Origin of the sequence: Brachybacterium sp. FME24, from assembly GCF_014897705.1 — a bacterium.
Taxonomy (GTDB): Bacteria; Actinomycetota; Actinomycetes; order Actinomycetales; family Dermabacteraceae; genus Brachybacterium.
The window spans coordinates 65,374-84,667 of sequence record NZ_JABUXV010000011.1 but is presented as its reverse complement, the minus strand read 5'-3'; the positions used below and the strand labels follow the sequence as shown (position 1 = coordinate 84,667).

Genomic DNA, 19,294 nt, shown 5'->3' with positions numbered 1-19,294 from the left:
TCAGCGGCATTGCCGCAGGCGTGCGACCGTCTCCTCGAGCTTGGCGATGCGCGCGTAGGCCGTCTCGAGCCGGCGCGGGGACGGGTCGCTGGCCCAGTCCGGGTGCGGGCGAGCCCCGCGGGACACGGGCCGGGTGTACAGCTCTTCGAGGAGCTTCGCCGTCACCGTTGCAGAGTGCTCCGCCTCGACGTATCGTCGCCCGGCCTCGCCGAGCTCGGCGCGGCGTCGGGCATCGCCCAGCAGGTCGGCCATGACGGCGCCGAAGGATTCGGGATCCGCGCTCACCACGGGCATCGACGGGTGGCGGGCGCGTACTTCGTCTCGGATCCGGGCCACGGCGACCCGCCCCATCGCCATCGTCTCCAGGGAGAGCACGCCGGCGTCGCCGCCCAGCAGCTTCTCCACGACGATGTCCGCCTGGCCGATCTGCCGGAGGAGTTCGTCGTGGGAGGCACCCTCGACGATCCGTACTTCGATGTCGAAACGGCTCTGGAGCTGTTGGAGCTCTGCCTCGATGATGTCGGTGCCCTTGGTGGCGCGGCGACGCGTCGCGTGCAACACGACGGGACGGGCACGAAGGGGCGCCGGGGTGGCGTCATAGGCGGTGAGATCAAGGCTCTTGGGAAGGTACGTCGCCTCCGGGACGTACACCTGGTCGAGCACTGAGGACACGGTCATCGCATGTGCGTAGGTGCGGATCAGCGCCAATCGCGTGTCGATCTTCTCTTCATCGCAGGGGATGTCCGCGAAGCGGTAGAAGCTCCACGGGTCGTCATCGATGTGGTGGCTCTTCTTCCGGATGTCGGAGCCGTGGAAGGAGACCACGATCCTCTTACCCAGCGCGCGCAGCAGGGGCAGATCCCACATCTGCGGCAGTCCGTCACGCGCCGGCATGAGAGACCGGGCGGTGTGGAGATGGAAGACGTCGAACCCGTTCTCCAGCGCGGCAGTCAGTACGGCGAAGTAGTCCGCTGCCGTCTCGGGATCCAGTTGCCGGTCCACGCGGAATTCGTTCGGGCTCGCGCCGTAGTTCCAGATCTGCGCCTCGTGGCCGAGCGCGGTGAGCCCCACCGCCGCGGAGGTCGACTGGTCAGCCACGTTGCTCGGTGCCAGAAGGATCTTCATGCGGGCCTCGGTTGCCATGGGGGACGGGGGCAGCGCAGGAGAGACGCGCTGAGAACAGAATATGCCCGCAACCACAGCTGGTTGCGGGCACATCGTGGGGAGACGCGAGGCTGGCTCTAGTATTCCGCGTCTATGTCGTACAGGTCGAGGCCACCGTCATGAACCTCGTCCAGATCGTCCGGTGGCGGAGCGATGCCAGCGGTAGTCCCGTCCATCCCGCTCTCGTCGGCACCACCCGTGATTGGCGCAGTGTCGTTCGTAAACATCCGTCAAAGATAGCCACCAGAGCGGCGCAACGCGACAAATCTGGGCGTTACGGACGCATCGTCATCGAACCGTGATCGGTCAGGTGCTCGATGAAGTCCAGCCACCCATGTGGACTTGGTGGTCGCGCACGAATGGGCGCGGAGGCACTGCCGCACGGCCCCTGATCTGCGAAGCCCCCGAACTCGACAGTGCTCTTCGCGATCGATGCCTTCTGGTGGATGCCCTGCTCTACGACCGGAAAATCTTCAACGAGGTCAAAGGCCAGGGAGGAGCGGATGCTCCCTGTGGTGCCAGAGATCTGCAACCTGAGGATGCGCCGCCGGCGAGCACATCGCATACTGGTCGAGGATCCGTTCATTCGACCCCCAGGAGGCCACGTGAACTATCTCGTCTACGTCTCCTCTTCGGCTCTGCACGCAGCGACGGCCGTCCTGTTCCGCGCCCCCTCGTGGTTGTAGGGCCGGGCCGATGAGGGAGCAGGCGTGGCGTAGACCCGGACTCTTGGTCGGTGTAGGGGCTGCGCTCCTCGTGATCTTCCTGATTGTTCTAGGTGGAGTCCTAAGGGGCGACAAACTCCCCCCGGGGCCGCCGCCGGAGTCGACCGGGACCCCTATAGAGCGAGTCGACGTCGAAGTCCGGGACGACGCCACACTGACGGTGCCCGGAACCGGGCGTGCGGCCGTCGGATCGTTCGAAGCAGCGCCGGGGGAGTCGTATCTGATGCAGTTCGAGGTGGTTACGACAAAGCCTGAAGGGAGTCCCGGTACGGCGATGTACTTGGGGGTGTCCTTGAACTGCTCAGGAACGGGAGGAGCAGGAAGTGGATCAATCGGTGGGACTCAGAACCTCCTCACGGGGGAAGCCACGACGCTGCGCAACCAGTTCGTCCTCGGCTCCACCGAGGGCGGCCCGCAGTCCTGCAATATCTCTGTGAGCGCACCGAATCCTGAAGTCGCCGCGCAGGGCACGACGATCGAGCTGGATGTGCGCTGGACCGCCCAGCAGGTCGATGGGCAGCTGGTCGAGGAGGAGTCGGAGAAGCGGCTGCCGACCACCGTGCCAGTCGACGGTCGGGAGATCGTATTTGCCCATACCCTCGACCTCGAAGATTCTCGTGGCCGACCGTTGAATATTCTCAGTTCACTCCACCTGACGGCATGCACAGGCGTCAATGGCTCGCGAGAGAACGGCCGAGATTGGTGCGACGCCGCCGACGTCGACGCCGGGGGGAGCGAGGTTGATCTGATCCTGCGCGCCGATCTTCTCGACGATGACGGGCAGGTCTGCGGGCAGATCGACGTGTTCTCAGCAACTGTGCATATCGACCGCCACACCCATCATCTGCTTATGACAATTGACGAGACTGTTGACGTTGGACAGTCTGCCTGCGGAGTTGCGCTTCGGCTCACAGTGACGGTTGCTGATCGAGGACCGGCGCCAGTCGTTGTCCACGGCGGCGCGTCGTCATTCGTCGTGGTGGACGCCGACAACACCGGAGGAGGATCCTCTGACGGCTGATCTATCGTCCACTACGATGCGACGGTGACTAGGCGTATTCTTCCCCCGGGCGATCATCACGAGTATCGCTCATTGGACCACTTCCTCGACCAGGACTCCTATGGCCCTGGGCTGATCACGGTTCATCATGAGGGGTTGCCCATTGACATTCGGCACGATCCTCGCGGCTTCCCGACGACGACAGTCTTCTTCAACGCGGCGATCACGAACCCGAAGCTTCGTTATCCCTTCTTCTCCGGAGTAGGCATCTCGGAGCTTCTGCCGACCGATCGCATTCATGTACACGACCCGTCGCTGTATCTGGACGACGATCTGAAACTCGCCTGGTATGCGGGGAGCCGGAAGCAGAATCTCTTGCAGGAAGTGCTCCCACAGATCCTGCTGGCTCTCCTCCCAGCAGGGCAGCGCGTCGTAACCTCCGGCTCATCAGGTGGAGGCTTCGCAGCCCTCTACTACGGGACAAAGCTGCCCCACGCCACGGCCGTGCCGGTGAATCCCCAGACGAGCATCGCCCGATACAACCCACGGATCGTGGCTCGCTACGCGGAATTGGCGTGGGGGGTGACGGGGGGCGATCCCGTATCGAGAATCCCCGCGCAGCTGGACCTGGTCGAGATCTACCGAGGTCCTGTACAAAACCGGACCTGGTACATCCAGAACACGGGGGATGCCTCGCATGTGGACGAGCACATGCGTCCGTTTCTGGAGAGCGCGCACGCTGACAACGACGTCGAGGCGATTTTCGTCGACGCAGGGACAGGGCACGTTCCTCCGCCGAAGGAGTTCGTCACCAAGGTGCTCGCGGCCGCCGTGGATGGCTCCCTGACCCCGCCTCGAGCATGATAATCACGCCCGAGCACGCTTCCGTTGGTGCATGCTTTGAAGGCGCACTTGATCTGTTGTCCGCTCAGGCCCCGCCGAGTGCTATGCCGTGGTTGCGAGTGGTGTAATCTATCACGAAACGAAAGTTGCCCCCATGCTGAATGAGAAGATGTATCGTCGCGGTTTTCTCTGCGCCCCGGTGGGGCACTCGAAAGAGCGGCTCGATGTTTTGTGCGCGTGGAATAAATTAGTACTTGGAGAATGGGAGTTCTTTCTCCATCCGGAAACGCCGATTGTCACTACTGCGAAAGTCGGCGGTCGCCTCGCCCTCGCGGTCGGCGACCTGTTCGTGGCCCACGGCGGTTCGTCCCTCGAGGAGAGTCTCGTGCGCTTGCGAGACGGGGATCGCATTCCTCTTGAGGATCTCAGCGGGCGATTTGCCGTCTTTCTGGTGGAGGGGGAGGAGGTCTCGGTCGTCCATGACCCGTTGGGTTCTCAGACGGTGTTCTACAGTGCCGCAGGCCAGATTATCGGCTCGCATGCGGCACTTGTCGCCGACGCCCTCTCCCTCAAGCGATCGACGCAGGTCCAGTCGTTCATGGCGATGCCGGAGCAGCGGGCGAAGTCGACACGTTTTCTGCCCGGAGACCTGTCAATCTTCGAGGGAGTCCGGCTACTCCTTCCCAATAATGAGTTTGCCGCGAAGTCGGGCAAGACTCGCCGCTACTGGCCATCCAGCCCGATAGTCGCGTCCAAGCCGGAGGATGCCTTCCAGGTCTGGGACGAGTACTTCACGAACTATGCGAATTTCCTCCGCCCCCGGCACCGAGTGGTCGCTGGGTTGACCGGTGGTATCGACTCTCGCTCGATCATTGCCACTCTGCGCAGCAAGGACGTGCCGCTGCGCTACGAAACCTGGGATGCGATGAAAGAAGAGGAGCGTGCGCGAATCCCGGCCATGGTGGAACACCTGGGCGGGAACCATCGGTGGATTGATCGGTCAGAGCGGGACGACTCCGAGACCTTCCAGCGGACCGTCGATGCCGCTCAGCACGCTGCCGGTTTCACACGAGGAAGACCCGTCCTTCCCGCTCAGGTGGAGAGGCATGCTCACCCATCCGACCTCTTCGTGTACGGCCACGGCAGCGGTGTTATGCGAGGCTCATACAGCCGCATCGCGAAGCCCTGGCTCCCCGAGGATCCATTGACGCTGGCCTACCATCTCCATGCCGCGTCGTCCCGGAAGGGGGCCTCGTCGGCGTTCCGTGATTTTACGGTGCGGGCGTTCCGCGGCTATCTTGCGCGCGGAAACTATGCCTCGGACCTTCGGGGTGCTGACATCGGTGATCTTCTGTATCTGGAGAGTCGAATGGCGAACTGGGCGGCGCTGCAGATCGCCGTTCATGCAGTCGGCGTGAACGCACATGCGGGGCTGAATAGCAGGAGGCTGTTCCATTCATTCTGGGGCATCCCCGGTGACTACCGATACAGCAAAGCGCTCAACCTCGACATCATGCGCCACTACGATCCGGTGCTCGCGGACCTCTAGGTGTCTCAGAAGGACATTGAGACGCCGAATGAGGAGGCCACGGCTCAGGCCTGGTAGTTCTGCTCCCAGGTTACCTTGAAGGACGGGGCGCGGAATGGTCGGGAGTACTCGTTGAGGTTCGTGTAGCTGCTGGGCGAGCGCTCGATGGCATAGGCGAGCGCATTCTGATCGAGCATCCAACTGCTGCGGGACCGCAGACCGACGGCGAGGTATCGCTGCACGTCGTCAAGCACAGGGGTGTCCAGCACCTTGCGGTGAAGGGGGATATTGCCAGCCATGTACCGGCGCCATGGGGAGAGCGCCGCTTCGCCACCGGTCCGGGGTGCCGCGAATGGCAGTTCGGACACCGAGGCAAGGAAGGCTTTGGGGTGAGTGTCGACGGTGAGGTCCGCATCCATGAGATACAGGTTCTCGTATTTCTCCAGGAGGCGTGGCGCCGCCAGGAATCGGGCGCAGGCGTAGAATGTCTTGGCCTCGGCAACAAAGCGTGGGACTGGAAGAACGTAATGGTGAACGTTCGTCATCCGCCCGCTGCGGTTGAGGGTCCGCAATGCATTCATGTACCGACGTCCATCGGTGATGAGCTCCTTGGCCCGTCCGCGATCAGCGCAGATAAGGATCGAGAAATCCAAGTCCGGCAGCTGTTGCGCGTAGAAGTACAGGAGCGGCGCATAGATGCGGTAGAAGCGCGGGTCGACAGAGATGACGAGCGAGGTTCTCGCGCCAGGCTCCGCGGCATCATACGGTCGTAGCGAGTCGTGCACGGATGCGATGTCAGCCGTGGCGTCCGTTGACGAGATCGTCGCGTCGGAGAAGTAGGTCATCGCGCCCATGTCGACATAGAAATGACGGATGACGCGGGCATGATCAAGTTCGCGGGCGCGCGAGAACTCCAGATCGGCGGCGTCTCGATCATGAAGACTATGGATCTTCCCTAGGGTGACCGCTGCGGCGACTTGCGCCGCGGGAGTGTCATACCGGTTTGGAACGGTGGCGACAGCATTCTGGGTCGCGTTGAGGAGGGGCCGGGTGTCTCCGGCCTTCACCGCGGCCCCGACCCCAACCTCTGTGAGCGCGACGAATTGGTCTGCACTAGCCCGCAGGTAGTCGAGCTCTGGGCTCGGAGTAGACAGCTGGTGGGAGATATCGTCAAGAACTCCGAGGAGCCGCGAAGCGTTGTGCGGCTTGGTGCCGACGCCGGGAGTGACGAAGCGAGTCAAGGATCGCAGGGCGCGGGTGAATCCGACGGGGTTGGCATTTGCCGCTCGAACGACGTCTGGCACGACGACCGACTCGGCGCCGCTTACGCCAGCCCGTCGGAGCGTCGAGAATACGGCAGTCTGCTCTGCTGGGCTCTGTGGTGTCTCGGTTGACATGACGCTGACCTTAGCTGACGCGCCGGGTGCAACGACGAACTGCCCTTGACCGAATCTCAGAACTCCGCGTACACATTGGCGAGAAGATTGCTGTAGAGCTCGTTGTCCGGCGCGCGGTGGCCAGGGCCAAGGTCAACCTCCACTTTCTGGAGCAAACTGGCGTGTCCGGCCTTCGCGTACGCCGCTTGGAGTGGCTTTTCGTGCCTCGTCGTGTGATGGACGTCCCCTCGGTTGGAGACGAGATAGGTCCGTGGATACGAACGGGTCCGGCGCATTCGCTCGACAGCGCTGATCCGTCGGACTGCTGAACCGGTGACCGGGACTTGCCTGAGACCAAGAGCGGTCTGCATCGCGGCCCTGGTCAGTCGAGGAGAGTATTCGCGGAGGTCGACCTGCGGGCTGAACGCCACCACCACAGAGTCTTCAAGCAAGGCGCCGACGTGGAGCGCCGTGAACCCTCCTCCGGATCCTCCGGCCAGCACCACATTGTGAACCCCCAGCGCATCCGCCGCGTCCCGGATCGTGTCGACGATGATCGGGACGAGGTCCGTGCTCTCAGTCCCCAGGTGCCAGCCGAGCCCCAGCGAGGTCGAAAGGTCCAACGTAGGGTCTGAGAATGCAATTGTCGGCCCGGCAGCCATGGCGATCTGGTGGCGCCAACGCTGAAATATCGGGAGCCGTATGCGGGCGCGATCGATGGCGCCCTGGAAAAGGACCGTGAGGGTCTCGCCCTCCGAAGGATCGAGCGCGAAAGGCAGAATCAGCGGGCCAGCCGCAACTGTATGTATGGCGGTCTGCTCCGGTCGGCGAGGGAGGGTGAAACCCTGATGATGGCTGACCACGGGGAGCGGATAGGAGGTGGGTCGCCAGGACTCGTCCCCGCTCCAGTTCACGAGAGCCGTACGTTGCTGTCGCGTGCCGGAGGCCCCGCGATGATTGGTGGTCTCCGGGAGGAGGTCGGTGATCCCTGCAGCGATACCCAGATCTATGTCATCGTCAAAACCTCGCGCTGCAGCCTGTTCGTGCAACTCCTGGGCTTTGGCCGACCTCGCCTCGGCTGTGGCGTCGACTCCGAGGCAGCGGGCGCTCTCGAGCAGGTCGAACACCTCAGAGCGGCTGGTTCGGTCGAGGTGGTGGGGACGCCCAGTTTTGGTCGGCCGGATGGCAGCGGCCTTGGGCGTGAGCCCGGGTGCGCCGCCGTGATTCGGCGGCGCGCTCGGGAAGGACACTTCGTTGCGGCCGACGAGCACGAACTCCCGAGTTCTTCCGGTCTCCACCTCAAGGCAGAACTGTCCAGGCTCGATCCCGCGGTGAGAGGTGATTGTTGGGTGGACGCCTCGCCCGGTAGCGAGCACGGTGATGAACCGGAACTTCCTGCCGGTCTTGCTCGCCGTGATCGCCGTCGCCCGCTCCTTCTTCTTCCAACCGGTGGAGACCCAGCCGTCGAAAGGGTCATCCTGCCCGGTCACCTCCTCGAGTGCAGATCGAGTGCCGCTGAAGCAGAGAGCCGCTCGATGGTCGCCTGCCGCCAGCTCCACCCGATTCCCGCTGAGCGAAGCCGTCACTCCAGAGCCGAGCTGCCAGCGTTGCGTACCGGTGCACTCCTCTTGGGAGGTGACGTGGTCGACGACCACGAGGTATTCGCCGCTCACCGAGTAGACGATCCGTCGGGAGAGCTTGATTCCCTCGAAGCTGTCGTCGTCGAAAAGGAAGTCGTGGTGTCGGGCGCTGCTGAGATGGTGGCGCAGCGAGACGTTGGCTTCCTTGCGAGGCTCGCGGCCGGCGATAGAGAGCAGGGAGTGCGCGCCGCGCGAGAAGAAATGGTCCCGTGCCGTGCTACGCCCGTACTGGTGTTTTCCAGGGTCCACCACCCAGTTCACCGAGTCGGCAGAATAGGTGAGGGAACCGCCGTCGGCGTGGCCGTGCACTCTCCGTGAGTCGCCGAAGCTGACGGAGAAGTAGGTTTCTTCGTCGTATGCGCGTTCAGTCTCTCCCCAGCCGCTACGACCAAAGATGTAGCCAGCGTCGTAGACCTTCACAACCTCATCCGGCGGCGTCCCCTTTTCGCCATTTGAGGAGACGTAGTCAGTTTGTGGGGTGCGGGCTGCCTTGGGAGTGCCGCCGTCGGTGTCTCCGATGGAGACCATCTGGCCGTCCGGCCGGGTAGCGTGGGCAATCTGTTCCGGGGCCGACAAGTGCCGTTCGGCTCCCACTGGTCGAGGGACCCGCTCGAGATCGAGGCGCTTTAGCGCCCGCTCCCACCAGATGTAGTTGTTGTAGTGGTAGGCAATTGCCCCCTCGGCGTTGACGCCTTGAGTGTCGTACTGCTCTTGGAGCAATGAGCTCATTCGGTCGATGGCTAGTTGCCAGAAGGTTGAGTCCTTCAGGACGCGTCCGCACACGAAAAGTGCCTCCTGCTGGTGGAGTGCATGGTTCGCGATCCCCATGTGTGCTGGATCGGCAAGGTGCTCTGCGTGGGTGCGGATCGTCGCCTCTAGCCAGTCGAGCTTTTCTGGGGATCGATCGCGGACCAGAGGAGCGGCGAGACAGAACTGCTGGACGCGGATTCCGTCTGCCATGTCCTTCCAAGCCCAGCCGGACATCGGCTTCTCCGGAGGGTTCGCCTCGACCCACTGCTCGACGTAATCGATCCACATCGCATACGCGCGGTCGTCTCCCTTGCTCGCAGCTCGTCGTAGCGGGTCGAGCCAGCGCAACATGTGGAGTTGGAGACGCCAGTTCCTGTCCTTGAAAGGGTCGGAGCGCCAATTGATCTGAGCAGGGAGGATCCATTGCGGATGCGGCGGGATTGTCAGCGTGCCTGATAGGAGTGCCTCCACGTCCGCTGCACGGAAGGAGTTACTCAGGGTCTGCCGCTGCGACACGGAGAAATCAAGACTCATAGGAGTCGGGCCTCTCGAAAGTTGCGACGATGCGCCCGCTGCACTGCGGGCACATCGTCCTTGAAGTTCAGTTGCTCAGTTCCGCATAGGTCTCAGAGATGAGCTGTGCGAGCTGTTTCCAGTCCCGATTCTCTACGACCCAGTCTCGAGCTTGGGTGCCGATCTGGCTGGTGTGCAGGGGATCGTCGAGCAGGTTCACGAGCTGTTCGATGAGGGACTCGGTGCTGCCCTTCTCATGAAGATAGCCGTTCACGCCGGGCGTGACGATCTCCTTGAGTGCGGCGACGTCGGAGGCGACTACGGCCTTGCCCATCGCCATCGCCTCGAAGGGCTTGAGCGGGGACACCATCTCGCACACCGGCAGGGGGAGGCGCGGGAACGGCGTGATGTCGATCAGCGAGTAGTAGCGCTCGACCTCTTCGTGGGGCACGCGCCCGGTGAAGGTGACGACATGCTCGAGCTCGCGCTCCAGCACATGGTTCTGGAATCGCTCCAGCTCCGCCCCGTCGCCGACGATCAGCACATGGAAGTCCTCGCGGGTCCGGTTGAGGACCTCAGCCGCCTCGAGGATCAGTTCGATGCCCTCGTAGTCCAGCACCGAACCCACATAGCCGATCACGGTCTTGCCGGCGACGCCGAGCTGCGAGGCGAGCTCCTCATCGCGGGGGATGGGGTTGAACCTCGAGGTGTCCACTCCGTTGGGCACGATCTGGATCTTGTCGCCATCCACGCCGCGCTTGACCATCTCCTCGCGGAGAGCCTCGGTGATGGCGAAGACGCGGGTCGCGCCCTTCGCGGCGTCGGCCTCCATGCGGGCGATGTACTTGAACATGTTGCTCTCGGCCCATTCCGGGTTGCGGGAGCCACGGGTGACCTCCCACAAGCCGCGCACCTCGTAGATCGAGGGGATGCCGAGCTGACGGGCGGTCTTGACCGCCGTGAGGCCGTTCCAATGGTTGGACGCCGCATGGATGATCGTTGGGCGCTGTTCCTTGGCCAGGTCGAGCAGGGCGCTCGAGTACCGCTCGGTGTAATGGAACAGAGGGTTCTTCTTCTCGATCTCCCGGCTCTTCAGCAGGCGCCGGTAGTCGACGTTGCCCACCACGTCGTGCAGCGGGACATCGGGCACTTCGGCCTTGCCGGGCATGTCATAGGGGTAACCCAAGCGGGTGACCCCGTCGACATCCCATCCGATGCGGTTCAGCTCGGAGAGCAGGCCGTGGGTGCGCGTCGCATAGCCGGCCGAATTGTGCGGCAAGGAGTTGTGCAGCAGGTAGAAGACCTTGTGCGGCTCCGCCTCGTACGCCGGCGTCGGGCGCATCTTCGGGAACGGGAAGCCCGTCTTGCCCAGCTGGTAGTTGCTGACTGCGTTGCGCTGCGTCTCGTTCTGCAGCTTCTTGGCCCAGCCGTCCTCCGGGAGGATCCGGCGGTATGCCTCGAGGTACTCGATGAGCTGCTTCTGCTTGCCGGCGGAGCGTGCGCGACGGATCGCGCGCCGCAGGGCGTTCACCGGCACGGCCTTGGGATCGGCCTCCGTCAGCAGGACCGCTGCGACCTTGCGGTTGCCCCGCGCGAGGGCGACCGTCAGGTGTGCTCGGACAAGGTCGTTCGCGCCGATCTCCGCGCCGATCGCCTGGAGCGTCTCCGGGGAGAAGGTGTCGCTCTTGTACGCGTGGTTGATCTGCACGATCGCGCGGCTGACCGGATCTCCCGAGGCGCCGATCGCCTGCAGTGCACCGTCCAAGCGGTGGGGGATCGCGTAATCGAGGGCCGCGCGCTGGGCTTCCGGGACGCCGGGGACGTCCTCCGCCAGGCGGTTCAGTGCCCAGGCAGCACGGTTGGGCGCGAGCTCGAGCTCCCGCACCAGCTCGAGGTACAGCTCCACGGCATCGACCTGTGCGCCATTGCTGGCCAGCGACAGGGCGAGTACCTCTTCCGCCGTGCTGCCGCGCGAATTGCTGATCAAGAAGCGTGCGTATTCCAGGAGCACCGTCACGTCGAAACCGGAGGCGGCGGTGGCGTCGCGGAACGAGGCCAGGGACTCCTCGAAGCCCTCTGCGCGCTGCGCGGCCTGTCGTGCTTCACCGAGCAGCTCGGTCACGCGTTCAGTGCGCTGCTGATGGAGCGCACGATCCGCTTCCACGACATCAGCGCGGCCGTTGCCGCGGCGCCACCGGAATCCAGAGGTCGAACCGTTGGATTCGGTCACCGCCACAGTCCCTTGGTGTCGATGACGATCTTCTCCTGCAGGAGCGTGCGATCGATCTCCTTGAAGGGGTCGTGGTCGACCATCAGCAGCACGATGTCGGCTCGCTCGAGGGCGACGTCGAGCTCGGCGAGCTCGACATTGTCCCGCGCGGCGAGCTCCTGGGGCAGCTCATCGACGTTGGGCTCCACGACGAGCACGGTGCCGTCGGTGAGCCTCTCGGCGAGAGAGCCGGCGATGTTGCGGCTGGGGGACTCGCGCAGGTCATCGATGTTGGCCTTGAACGCGATGCCGAGGGCGGCGACGGTCGGGTGCTTGAACTTGTCGGCCTTCTCGAGGACCTTCTCGATCACGAGCTCGGGCTTGGAGTCGTTGACCTCGCGCGCCGTGCGGATCAGGTTCGAGAACTGACGGTCCGCCGAGACGATGAACCACGGGTCCACCGCGATGCAGTGGCCGCCCACGCCCGGGCCGGGTTGGAGGATGTTCACACGCGGGTGGTGGTTGGCGAGCTCGATGAGCTCCCATACGTCGATGCCCTGGCGGTCGGCGATGATCGACAGCTCGTTGGCGAAGGCGATGTTCACGTCGCGGAAGGCGTTCTCGGTCAGCTTCGCCATCTCTGCGGTCTTCGCGTCGGTGACCAGCAGTTCGCCGCGGCAGAAGCTCGCGTAGAGATCGCGGTTCAGTTCTGCGGCCTCCGGCGTCATGCCGCCGATGATGCGGTCGTTGTCGACCATCTCGATCATGATGCGGCCGGGGAGCACCCGCTCCGGAGCGTGGGAGAAGTACAGCGAGTTGGGGAGGTTCGGCTCGCCGGTGAACTCGGGGCGTGCTTCGAGGATCACCTCGGCCATGCGCTCCGTGGCTCCGGGAGGAGCGGTGGACTCCAGGACGATCAGCTCCCCGCCGGTGAGCTTGGGGGCGATCCCGCTGGCGGCGGACTCGATGTAGGAGAGGTCCGCGTCGTGGTCACCCTTGAACGGGGTGGGGACGGAGACGATGTAGGCATCGGCCTTGGGAGTCTCCAGCTGGGCGGAGAGCTTGCCCTGGGCGACGACGCCCGCGACGACGGACTCGAGCCCCTCCTCGACGAACGGAACGGTCCCGGCGTTGATCGCATCAACATTCGTCTGCTTGACGTCGACACCGATGACGGTCTTCCCCGCTTGGGCGAGAACTGCCGCCGTGGGTAGGCCGATGTAGCCGAGACCGATCACGCTGACGGTATCGAGGGGGACGTTCGGACTCATCGAAGGCTCCTGGCAGGGTCGGGGATGGAGGAGGTGAAGTCTGCGGCAACGGTATCGCCTCGCAGTGCGCCGAGGAACTGATGGGGGTCAGTTGTCACCGAGACAACAGTAATTCTGCCGTCTGTGCAGAAAGTGACCGTTGAGTATGGGTTACGGCCCCCTCAGGTACACCCGGAGTTCACCGGATCTGCGCCCGAATGCGGTGGGACAGAGCCCACGGAGACATCGCCGGAGAACAGGCGGGGAGGGGGCTGCTGCCGAGCTGTCAGCCGGCGGAGCCGCCGTCATCGGACGGCGCCGGGCTGCTGGCCCTGTCGAAGTGCAGTGTCGTGACCGTCCCGGGCTCACTCGTGATGGTCAGCGGATGCGCCTGTGCGAGGGGCGCGCCGGCGAAGTCTCCGGTCACCGGGACGAGGCCGTCCAGAGCGGTCGTCGTCGCTTCGAGGGAGTCCCCGGACAGGCGCGATCCGAGCGTGAGTTCCCAGCCGTCCGGGGCAACCGCCTCGGCGCCCTCCGGTGCACTGATCTCGACCGGCCTCGTGGTGTACATCTCCTCGGAGGGATCGCGCATGTCGACCATCATGATCGCCAGGCCTCCGTCGTTCCCCAGCACGGCGTGGACGGAGACCGACCCGTCCCCGCTCACGGTCGGCGTGAGTACTTTCCCGTCCGGGAGCGAACCCAGCATCATCAGCGCCAGGTAGCTGGAGCGGCCTTCGACGATCTGCCCGGGTTCCTCGAGCGTGCCGCGGGCGCAGATCGGGCTCATCGGGGCGCCCCCCTGACAGGCCTGCAGCGTCGAGTGGAACGCGGTGCGCTCCACACCGAGCTCGGCGGCGGTCATCGCAAAGTCCACGGTCCACAGCGCCTGGGCGTGGGTGCGAGAGGTCTCGTTGGTGCCGGGGCAGGACGTCGGGCCGGTCTCCTCGAGCCACAGGGGCAGATCGTGCTCCGCAGCGACCTCGGCGCCCATCCCGATGATGTGCTGGGCGCGTTCGCGGATCGCCGGGGAGGTCAGGTCATCGACCGTGGGATTCGCGATCGAGGACGCCGGTCCCTCGCAGTCCCACAGGGGGTACCAGTGCATGGACATGGCCCGCTGGTTCGGGATCCCGGACTCCGTGAAGGCCCGCCACCACGGGGCGTCGTAGGCGCCGGGGCCGGATACCGGCAGGCCGGGTGCGGCATCCTCGAGCGCGGCGGAGTACTCGGTGAGCGAGGCCTGGTAGGCCTCCGGGCCCCAGGTCGCATCGCGCACCGCGAGCTGCGGCTGATTCGCGTGGAAGAACCCGTTGGGCTCGTTGCCGATCGCGACGGCGAGCAGGCGGTCACCGAAAGCCTGCTGCGCATGGGAGGCCATGTCCGCTGCGCGCGCCGGGTCATCGTGGCCGAGGTCCAGGTCGATGGTCACCTGCGCGTCGACCTCCTCGGCGACGGCGGCGACACGCTCGAGGTCTTCGGGGGTGACGGTGGCTTCGGCCCAGTCCGGAGCGGGCTCGCCGCTGGAGGTCCACCACATGTGACGGTCCACGCCGTTGCCGCCGAAGCGCAGCGCCGGCCGATCGAGCTCGCTGAGCGTCAGCGTGAGGTTCGAATCCTGCGAACCCCACATCGGGGAGGCGAGTTCCCGGGCATCGAAGCTGAGGCCGATGGTGCCGCCGGTGCCGATGGCGTCGTCCTCGAGGGCCAGGCGGGCAGAGACGGACTTGCCGGCGGCGTCGGCCGGCGGCGTCATCTCGAACCCTCCGGCGGAGGCGTTGTAGCCGGGCAGGAACAAGGTCTCGGAATCCGGGACCGGTGGTGGGGCGGCAGCCTTGCCCCCGTCACCTCCCGGCTCTGTGCCCGGCGACCGGAGTGACAGGGCCCCGATGACGACGAGGAGAATGAGTGCGAGGCACCCAGCTCCTAGCATCAGCCCACGACGGCGGGTCATCACCTGCTCGGACCTCCTGTGCTGTGCGGACCGGTCGAGGATCGCACAGATTGGGCCCGGGGGCTCCAGGCCGACTCCCGCCGGACACCTGGCGAGAGCGCCGAAGGCAACTGTCGAAGTGTCGGCACAGAACCGGTGATCGCGACGGCACCGGGCCTCACGCGGCAATCCAGTGTCGGGGATCCGCGACGGTCCCGAGCGGTCGACGGCACTCCCCGGATCAGCCGCCGAAGCGATCTGGGGAGAAGGCTTCCAGCAGCGGGTGCCGAATTCCTGTCATGACCTCGTGAGTTATCAGTTCCCCGGCGACCAGAGCGAGTGTCGCTCCGGAGTGAGTGAAGGCGACGTAACAGCCGGGCAGCTGCCCGACCGTCCCGAGCACGGGTTCGCCGTCGGCGGGGATGGGCTTGCGTCCACAGGCCCAGTGCGCGGCTGTGAGCGTGGTGTCGCCCGAGAGGAGGTGGGAGGCTTCCGCGAGCAGCTCCGTGACCACCGACTCATCGATCGTGCAGCGGCCGTCCTCGTGCTCGACGATCTGGTCGACGTACCAGTCGTGGTCCACACAGAAGGTGCCGCCGGGGTTCGGACGCACTGCGGCGCGCGGTGTGTTCAGCACGGGAGCCTCAACGGCGGCCGGCTCCGTGGTGACCAGCATCGCCAGCGGCGAGCCGTCGGGGATGTCGACCCCGGCCTCTCCCATGACAGCGGACGTGCCGGCGCCGCAGGCGACGACCACGGCGTCGGCTCGGTGCTCGGCGCCGGAGGCGTCGCGGATCCCGACCGCGCGGCCGTTCTTCACCAAGAGCGAGCAGGCCCCAAGCTTCGTCTCGATCACGCCGCCGCGCTCACGCAGCTCGGCAGCCAGGTGCTCGATGAGGTGAGGGAGCGAGACCCAGCCCTCCCCGGGATTGTGGATCGACTCCTCGGCGGCCGCCTCGGGGGCCAGCCCTGGGAAGGTGTGAGCCACGTCCTCGCGAGTGAGCAGCTGGGAATCGTAGCCGCGAGCCACCTCTCCTGCATGCCGGGCGTGGGTCGCTTCCTCGGCGTCCCACCACAGGCCTCCGGTGAATCGCAGCCAGTCTCGGGACGGGTCGGCCGCGAACAGGGTGCGGTAACGGTCCACGCCCAGCACCCGCAGCGCGTGGTAGGCGGGAGTGCGGTCCCCTGCCGAGTTCAGCCAGGACAGCGAACGGCCGGAGGCGCCGTCACACAGGTCGCCGGAGGTGGCGAGGGTGACCTTCGCGCCGGAGCGGGCGAGGTGAGTGGCGATCGAGACGCCCAGCGCACCACCGCCGAGCACCAGGGCGGTGGCGGGAGCGGCGGAGCCTGACGGGGAGGCGGTACGGGCGGGGCGGGTATCGGCGGTCATGATGTCCAATCTCGTGCGGAGTGAAGGGGATCAGTCGTGGTGGGGGTGGGAGGTGCAGTGGGCGGCCTCGATGAGTCGCAGGACGTCGACCGAGTCCTGCGGGTCCACTGGGACCGGCCCGCCGCTGCGCAGAGCCTGGGCGAGCTCGCGGTAGAACTGGCCGTAGTCGCCAGTGCTGGGAGCCGTGCGAGAGACCTCGCCCCCGGTGCTTAGCTCCCCGGCCTGCTCCTCGCTCTCACGGCCGAATCCAGGAGCGCCGGGCAAGGTGCCCGCGCGCAGAGCCGACTCCTGGGGGTCCTTGCCGTGGCTGCGCCAGGCGCCTGCGGTGCCGGAGACGTGGAAGCGGGGCCCCTCGAGAGCGGCGAGGCTCGACATGACCAGCCGCGACTCCACGCCGACGGCGTGGGTGAGCACCACGTGCGCGACGTTCTCCGGAGTGCCTTCGCCGTCGGCCGGGGCCGTGCCATCGGGCCGGACGGACCGCAAGGAGGCCGTCAGCGCGGTGACCGGCCCGAACATTTGCACTGACTGGTCGATGAGGTGCGGCCCGAGGTCGAAAAGGATGCCACCGCCCTCGGCGACCGTCGTGCTCGCCTTCCAGCTGCGCGCGCCGGTGGGCTTCCACCACTCGAAACGGGACTCGAAAGTATGGACGTTCCCCAGAGTGCCTTCCTCGAGAAGGCCCTGGAGGGTGAGGAAGTCCGCGTCGTACCGACGGTTCTGGAAGACCGTCAGGCGCCGGCCCAGCGACTCCGCCTCTGCGATCAACTCGGCGCCCTCGGCGCTGCTGGGAGAGAGGGGCTTGTCGACCACCACATCCAGCCCTGCGCGCAGCGCGATCTGCGCGAGCTCCACGTGGCTCGCGGGCGGGGTGCACACCACCACGAGGTCGAGGTCGTCCGCGTGCTCGGCGACCGTGCGCGGGTCCTCGACGATGATTGCGCCGGGATGGTCCGAGCGGGCCTGCGCGGCGCGCTCGGGGTTCGAGGTGGAGATCAGGGCGACCTCGTAGGCCGGATCCACGGCGAGGAAAGCCCCGTGGAAGTACCGACCGGCGACGCCGTAGCCGAGGACCGCGGTGCGCAGCGGCCGCACCTTCTCGCGCGCGGCGGGGGTAGTGGGTGTCATGGGGTGCTCCTTGTCAGCGAGGGGAACATCGCGGTGTCGGGGGAGGGTCATTTGCCCATCCCGTCGGCCAGACCGCGCACGAAGGTGCGCTGAGCGGCGACGAACAGGACGATCATGGGCAAGGCGGCGAGGGTCAGGCCGGCGAAGAGGACCGACCAGTCCGTCTGCAGGGCGCTCTTGAAGTCGAGCAGCCCGACCGGGAGCGTCTTCAGCGAGGGGTCGTTGAGCAGCACCAGCGCGAAGGGGAACTCGTTCCAGGCGAACAGAACGTACACAAGCCCGGCGCTGACCAGCACGGGCCGGCACAACGGGATGACGATGCGCCAGAAGGTCTGCAGCAGGGAGGCTCCGTCGATCATCGACGCCTCGATGACCTCGTCGGGAAGCGTAATCATGTAGGCGCGGATCAGGAAGATCGTGAACGGCAGTCGGTAGGCGGTGTACACCAGGACCATCCCGAGCAGCGTGTCGTGCAGGTGCAAGGCGATCATCAACTGGAACACCGGCACCAGGATCATCGTCGGCGAGATCATGAGACCGCCGAGGATCAGCAGGGTGATCGGTGTGGCGAAGGGCAGGTTCAGCTTGGTCAGGGCGAAGGCTGCTGCCGTGCCCAGGGCCAGCACCAGCACCAGGGAACCGATGGTGATGAGCACCGAGTTCACGAAGTACTGGAACACACCCCGCTCCCAGGCGGTCACGAAACTCTCCGGCGAGAGCGAGCTCGGCAGTGCCCACGGGCTGGCGAAGATCTCGGTGCTCGTCTTGAAGGAAGACGAGACCATCCAGAACAGCGGGTACAGCACGCCGATCGCCATCAGCGCGAGCAGCGCCCACACGGCGATCCGCACGACGCGTGCCGACAGGGTCGAGGGGCGCCCGGCGCCGCGGCGGGCGCGAGCGGTGGGCTGCTGGGGACGGGCGGAGGAGTTGGTGGTGGAGGCGGTAGTGGTCACAGCGAAACCCTCTTTCGACGGGTCCAGAGCAACTGGGCGATCCCCAGGCCCATGGTGAGTGCGAGTACCAGGGTCGACATGGTGGCCGCGTAGCCCATGCGGTCGTTGACGAAGGCGTTCTGGTACACGATCGTGCCCAGCACTTGGGTGGAGTTGTTCGGGCCACCGTTCGTCATGACGATGACCTCGTTGAACAGCAGCAGCGCGTTGGAGACGGTCACCAGCGAGAGGATCGCGACCATCTCGCGGGTCAGTGGCACGGTGATCGCGAAAAACTGGTGCACGGGACCCGCCCCGTCGAGGGAGGCCGCCTCGTACATCTCGGTGGGGATGCGCTGGATGGCCACCAGCAGCAGCGCCGTGATGTACCCAGTCCATTGCCACTGACTCATCGCGATGATCGAGCCCATAGCGGTGCTCGGCTCGGCCAGCCAAGCCCGAGTCAGTGAGTCCAGCCCGATGGCCTCCAGTGCTGCGTTGAGGATCCCGGCATTGGGGTCGTACACGAAGGTGAACAGCACACCGGTGACGGTCATCGAGATGGTGGCAGGCAGGAAGTAGACGCTGCGAAGGAACCCCTGCAGGCGACCGGTGGCGAAGCGGTCCAGCAGGCTTGCCAGCACCAGGCCAAAGCCCACCTGGACCACGACCGAGACGAGGGCGTAGGCGATGTTGTTGCGCAGCGCGGTCCCCAGGAACGGATCCGCGAGCGCCTGGCGGTAGTTCTTCAACCCGACGAAGTTCATCTCCTGGTCGAAGATCGACCAGTTGTAGAAGCTCAGGCGAATGTTCTGCAGCAGCGGCACATACATCAGGGCGAGTACGAGCAGTAGGGCCGGAGCGATCCACAGCAGGGCGCGGCGTCGCGAGGTGGTGGTCATCGTCGAGT

At 65.5% G+C, this 19,294-nt stretch carries 13 protein-coding genes; 3 read left to right on the top strand and 10 right to left on the bottom strand.

The genetic code is table 11. From position 1 onward, the window contains the following. Complete coding sequence (locus INT51_RS13755) at positions 1-1,125, bottom strand: hypothetical protein (protein WP_193105897.1); 1,125 nt, start codon at positions 1,123-1,125, stop codon at positions 1-3. A 735-nt stretch (positions 1,126-1,860) separates the two neighbouring features. Here INT51_RS13755 and INT51_RS13750 point away from each other — a divergent pair. From INT51_RS13750 to INT51_RS13740, 3 genes are all read left to right on the top strand, one after another. Beyond that, complete coding sequence (locus INT51_RS13750; RefSeq protein ID WP_193105896.1) at positions 1,861-2,910, top strand: hypothetical protein; 1,050 nt, start codon at positions 1,861-1,863, stop codon at positions 2,908-2,910. A gap of 24 nt (positions 2,911-2,934) precedes the next feature. Beyond that, positions 2,935-3,753, top strand: coding sequence for a hypothetical protein (locus INT51_RS13745; RefSeq protein WP_193105895.1), 819 nt, complete (start codon positions 2,935-2,937; stop codon positions 3,751-3,753). Positions 3,754-3,886: 133 nt separating this feature from the next. After that, positions 3,887-5,281 (top strand): asparagine synthase-related protein, encoded by a 1,395-nt coding sequence (locus INT51_RS13740; RefSeq protein ID WP_193105894.1) that lies wholly within the window; start codon positions 3,887-3,889, stop codon positions 5,279-5,281. 44 nt (positions 5,282-5,325) lie between these two features. Here the strand turns inward: INT51_RS13740 and INT51_RS13735 are convergent, their stop codons facing one another. From INT51_RS13735 to INT51_RS13695, 9 genes are all read right to left on the bottom strand, one after another. After that, positions 5,326-6,657, bottom strand: coding sequence for a hypothetical protein (locus tag INT51_RS13735; RefSeq protein WP_193105893.1), 1,332 nt, complete (start codon positions 6,655-6,657; stop codon positions 5,326-5,328). Positions 6,658-6,713: 56 nt separating this feature from the next. Then, positions 6,714-9,560, bottom strand: a complete 2,847-nt coding sequence (locus INT51_RS13730; RefSeq protein WP_193105892.1) for a heparinase II/III family protein — start codon at positions 9,558-9,560, stop codon at positions 6,714-6,716. Positions 9,561-9,627: 67 nt separating this feature from the next. Beyond that, entirely contained in the window at positions 9,628-11,769 is a 2,142-nt protein-coding gene (locus INT51_RS22720; RefSeq protein WP_193105891.1) for a glycosyltransferase, read from the bottom strand. Continuing rightward, positions 11,766-13,019 (bottom strand): UDP-N-acetyl-D-mannosamine dehydrogenase, encoded by a 1,254-nt coding sequence (gene wecC, locus INT51_RS13720; RefSeq protein WP_193105890.1) that lies wholly within the window; start codon positions 13,017-13,019, stop codon positions 11,766-11,768. The genes INT51_RS22720 and wecC overlap by 4 nt, the downstream gene beginning before the upstream one ends. Positions 13,020-13,284: 265 nt before the next feature. Further along, a complete protein-coding gene (locus tag INT51_RS13715) occupies positions 13,285-14,952 on the bottom strand; it encodes a hypothetical protein (RefSeq protein WP_193105889.1) in 1,668 nt (555 codons plus the stop codon). Between the two features lie 220 nt (positions 14,953-15,172). Beyond that, entirely contained in the window at positions 15,173-16,321 is a 1,149-nt protein-coding gene (locus INT51_RS13710) for an FAD-binding oxidoreductase (RefSeq protein WP_193105888.1), read from the bottom strand. Between the two features lie 30 nt (positions 16,322-16,351). Continuing rightward, positions 16,352-17,449, bottom strand: coding sequence for a Gfo/Idh/MocA family oxidoreductase (locus INT51_RS13705; protein WP_193105887.1), 1,098 nt, complete (start codon positions 17,447-17,449; stop codon positions 16,352-16,354). A gap of 47 nt (positions 17,450-17,496) precedes the next feature. Further along, positions 17,497-18,405, bottom strand: coding sequence for a carbohydrate ABC transporter permease (locus tag INT51_RS13700; RefSeq protein WP_304502193.1), 909 nt, complete (start codon positions 18,403-18,405; stop codon positions 17,497-17,499). After that, positions 18,402-19,286 (bottom strand): carbohydrate ABC transporter permease, encoded by an 885-nt coding sequence (locus tag INT51_RS13695; RefSeq protein ID WP_193105886.1) that lies wholly within the window; start codon positions 19,284-19,286, stop codon positions 18,402-18,404. The genes INT51_RS13700 and INT51_RS13695 overlap by 4 nt, the downstream gene beginning before the upstream one ends. Positions 19,287-19,294 lie beyond the last annotated feature (8 nt).

Coding starts and splice junctions, on each gene's coding strand:
- INT51_RS13755 (WP_193105897.1), bottom strand. CDS start 1,125: ATGAAGATCCTTCTGGCACCGAGCAACGTGGCTGACCAGTCGACCTCC.
- INT51_RS13750 (WP_193105896.1), top strand. CDS start 1,861: ATGAGGGAGCAGGCGTGGCGTAGACCCGGACTCTTGGTCGGTGTAGGG.
- INT51_RS13740 (WP_193105894.1), top strand. CDS start 3,887: ATGCTGAATGAGAAGATGTATCGTCGCGGTTTTCTCTGCGCCCCGGTG.
- INT51_RS13735 (WP_193105893.1), bottom strand. CDS start 6,657: ATGTCAACCGAGACACCACAGAGCCCAGCAGAGCAGACTGCCGTATTC.
- INT51_RS13730 (WP_193105892.1), bottom strand. CDS start 9,560: ATGAGTCTTGATTTCTCCGTGTCGCAGCGGCAGACCCTGAGTAACTCC.
- wecC (WP_193105890.1), bottom strand. CDS start 13,019: ATGAGTCCGAACGTCCCCCTCGATACCGTCAGCGTGATCGGTCTCGGC.
- INT51_RS13715 (WP_193105889.1), bottom strand. CDS start 14,952: ATGACCCGCCGTCGTGGGCTGATGCTAGGAGCTGGGTGCCTCGCACTC.
- INT51_RS13710 (WP_193105888.1), bottom strand. CDS start 16,321: ATGACCGCCGATACCCGCCCCGCCCGTACCGCCTCCCCGTCAGGCTCC.
- INT51_RS13705 (WP_193105887.1), bottom strand. CDS start 17,449: ATGACACCCACTACCCCCGCCGCGCGCGAGAAGGTGCGGCCGCTGCGC.
- INT51_RS13695 (WP_193105886.1), bottom strand. CDS start 19,286: ATGACCACCACCTCGCGACGCCGCGCCCTGCTGTGGATCGCTCCGGCC.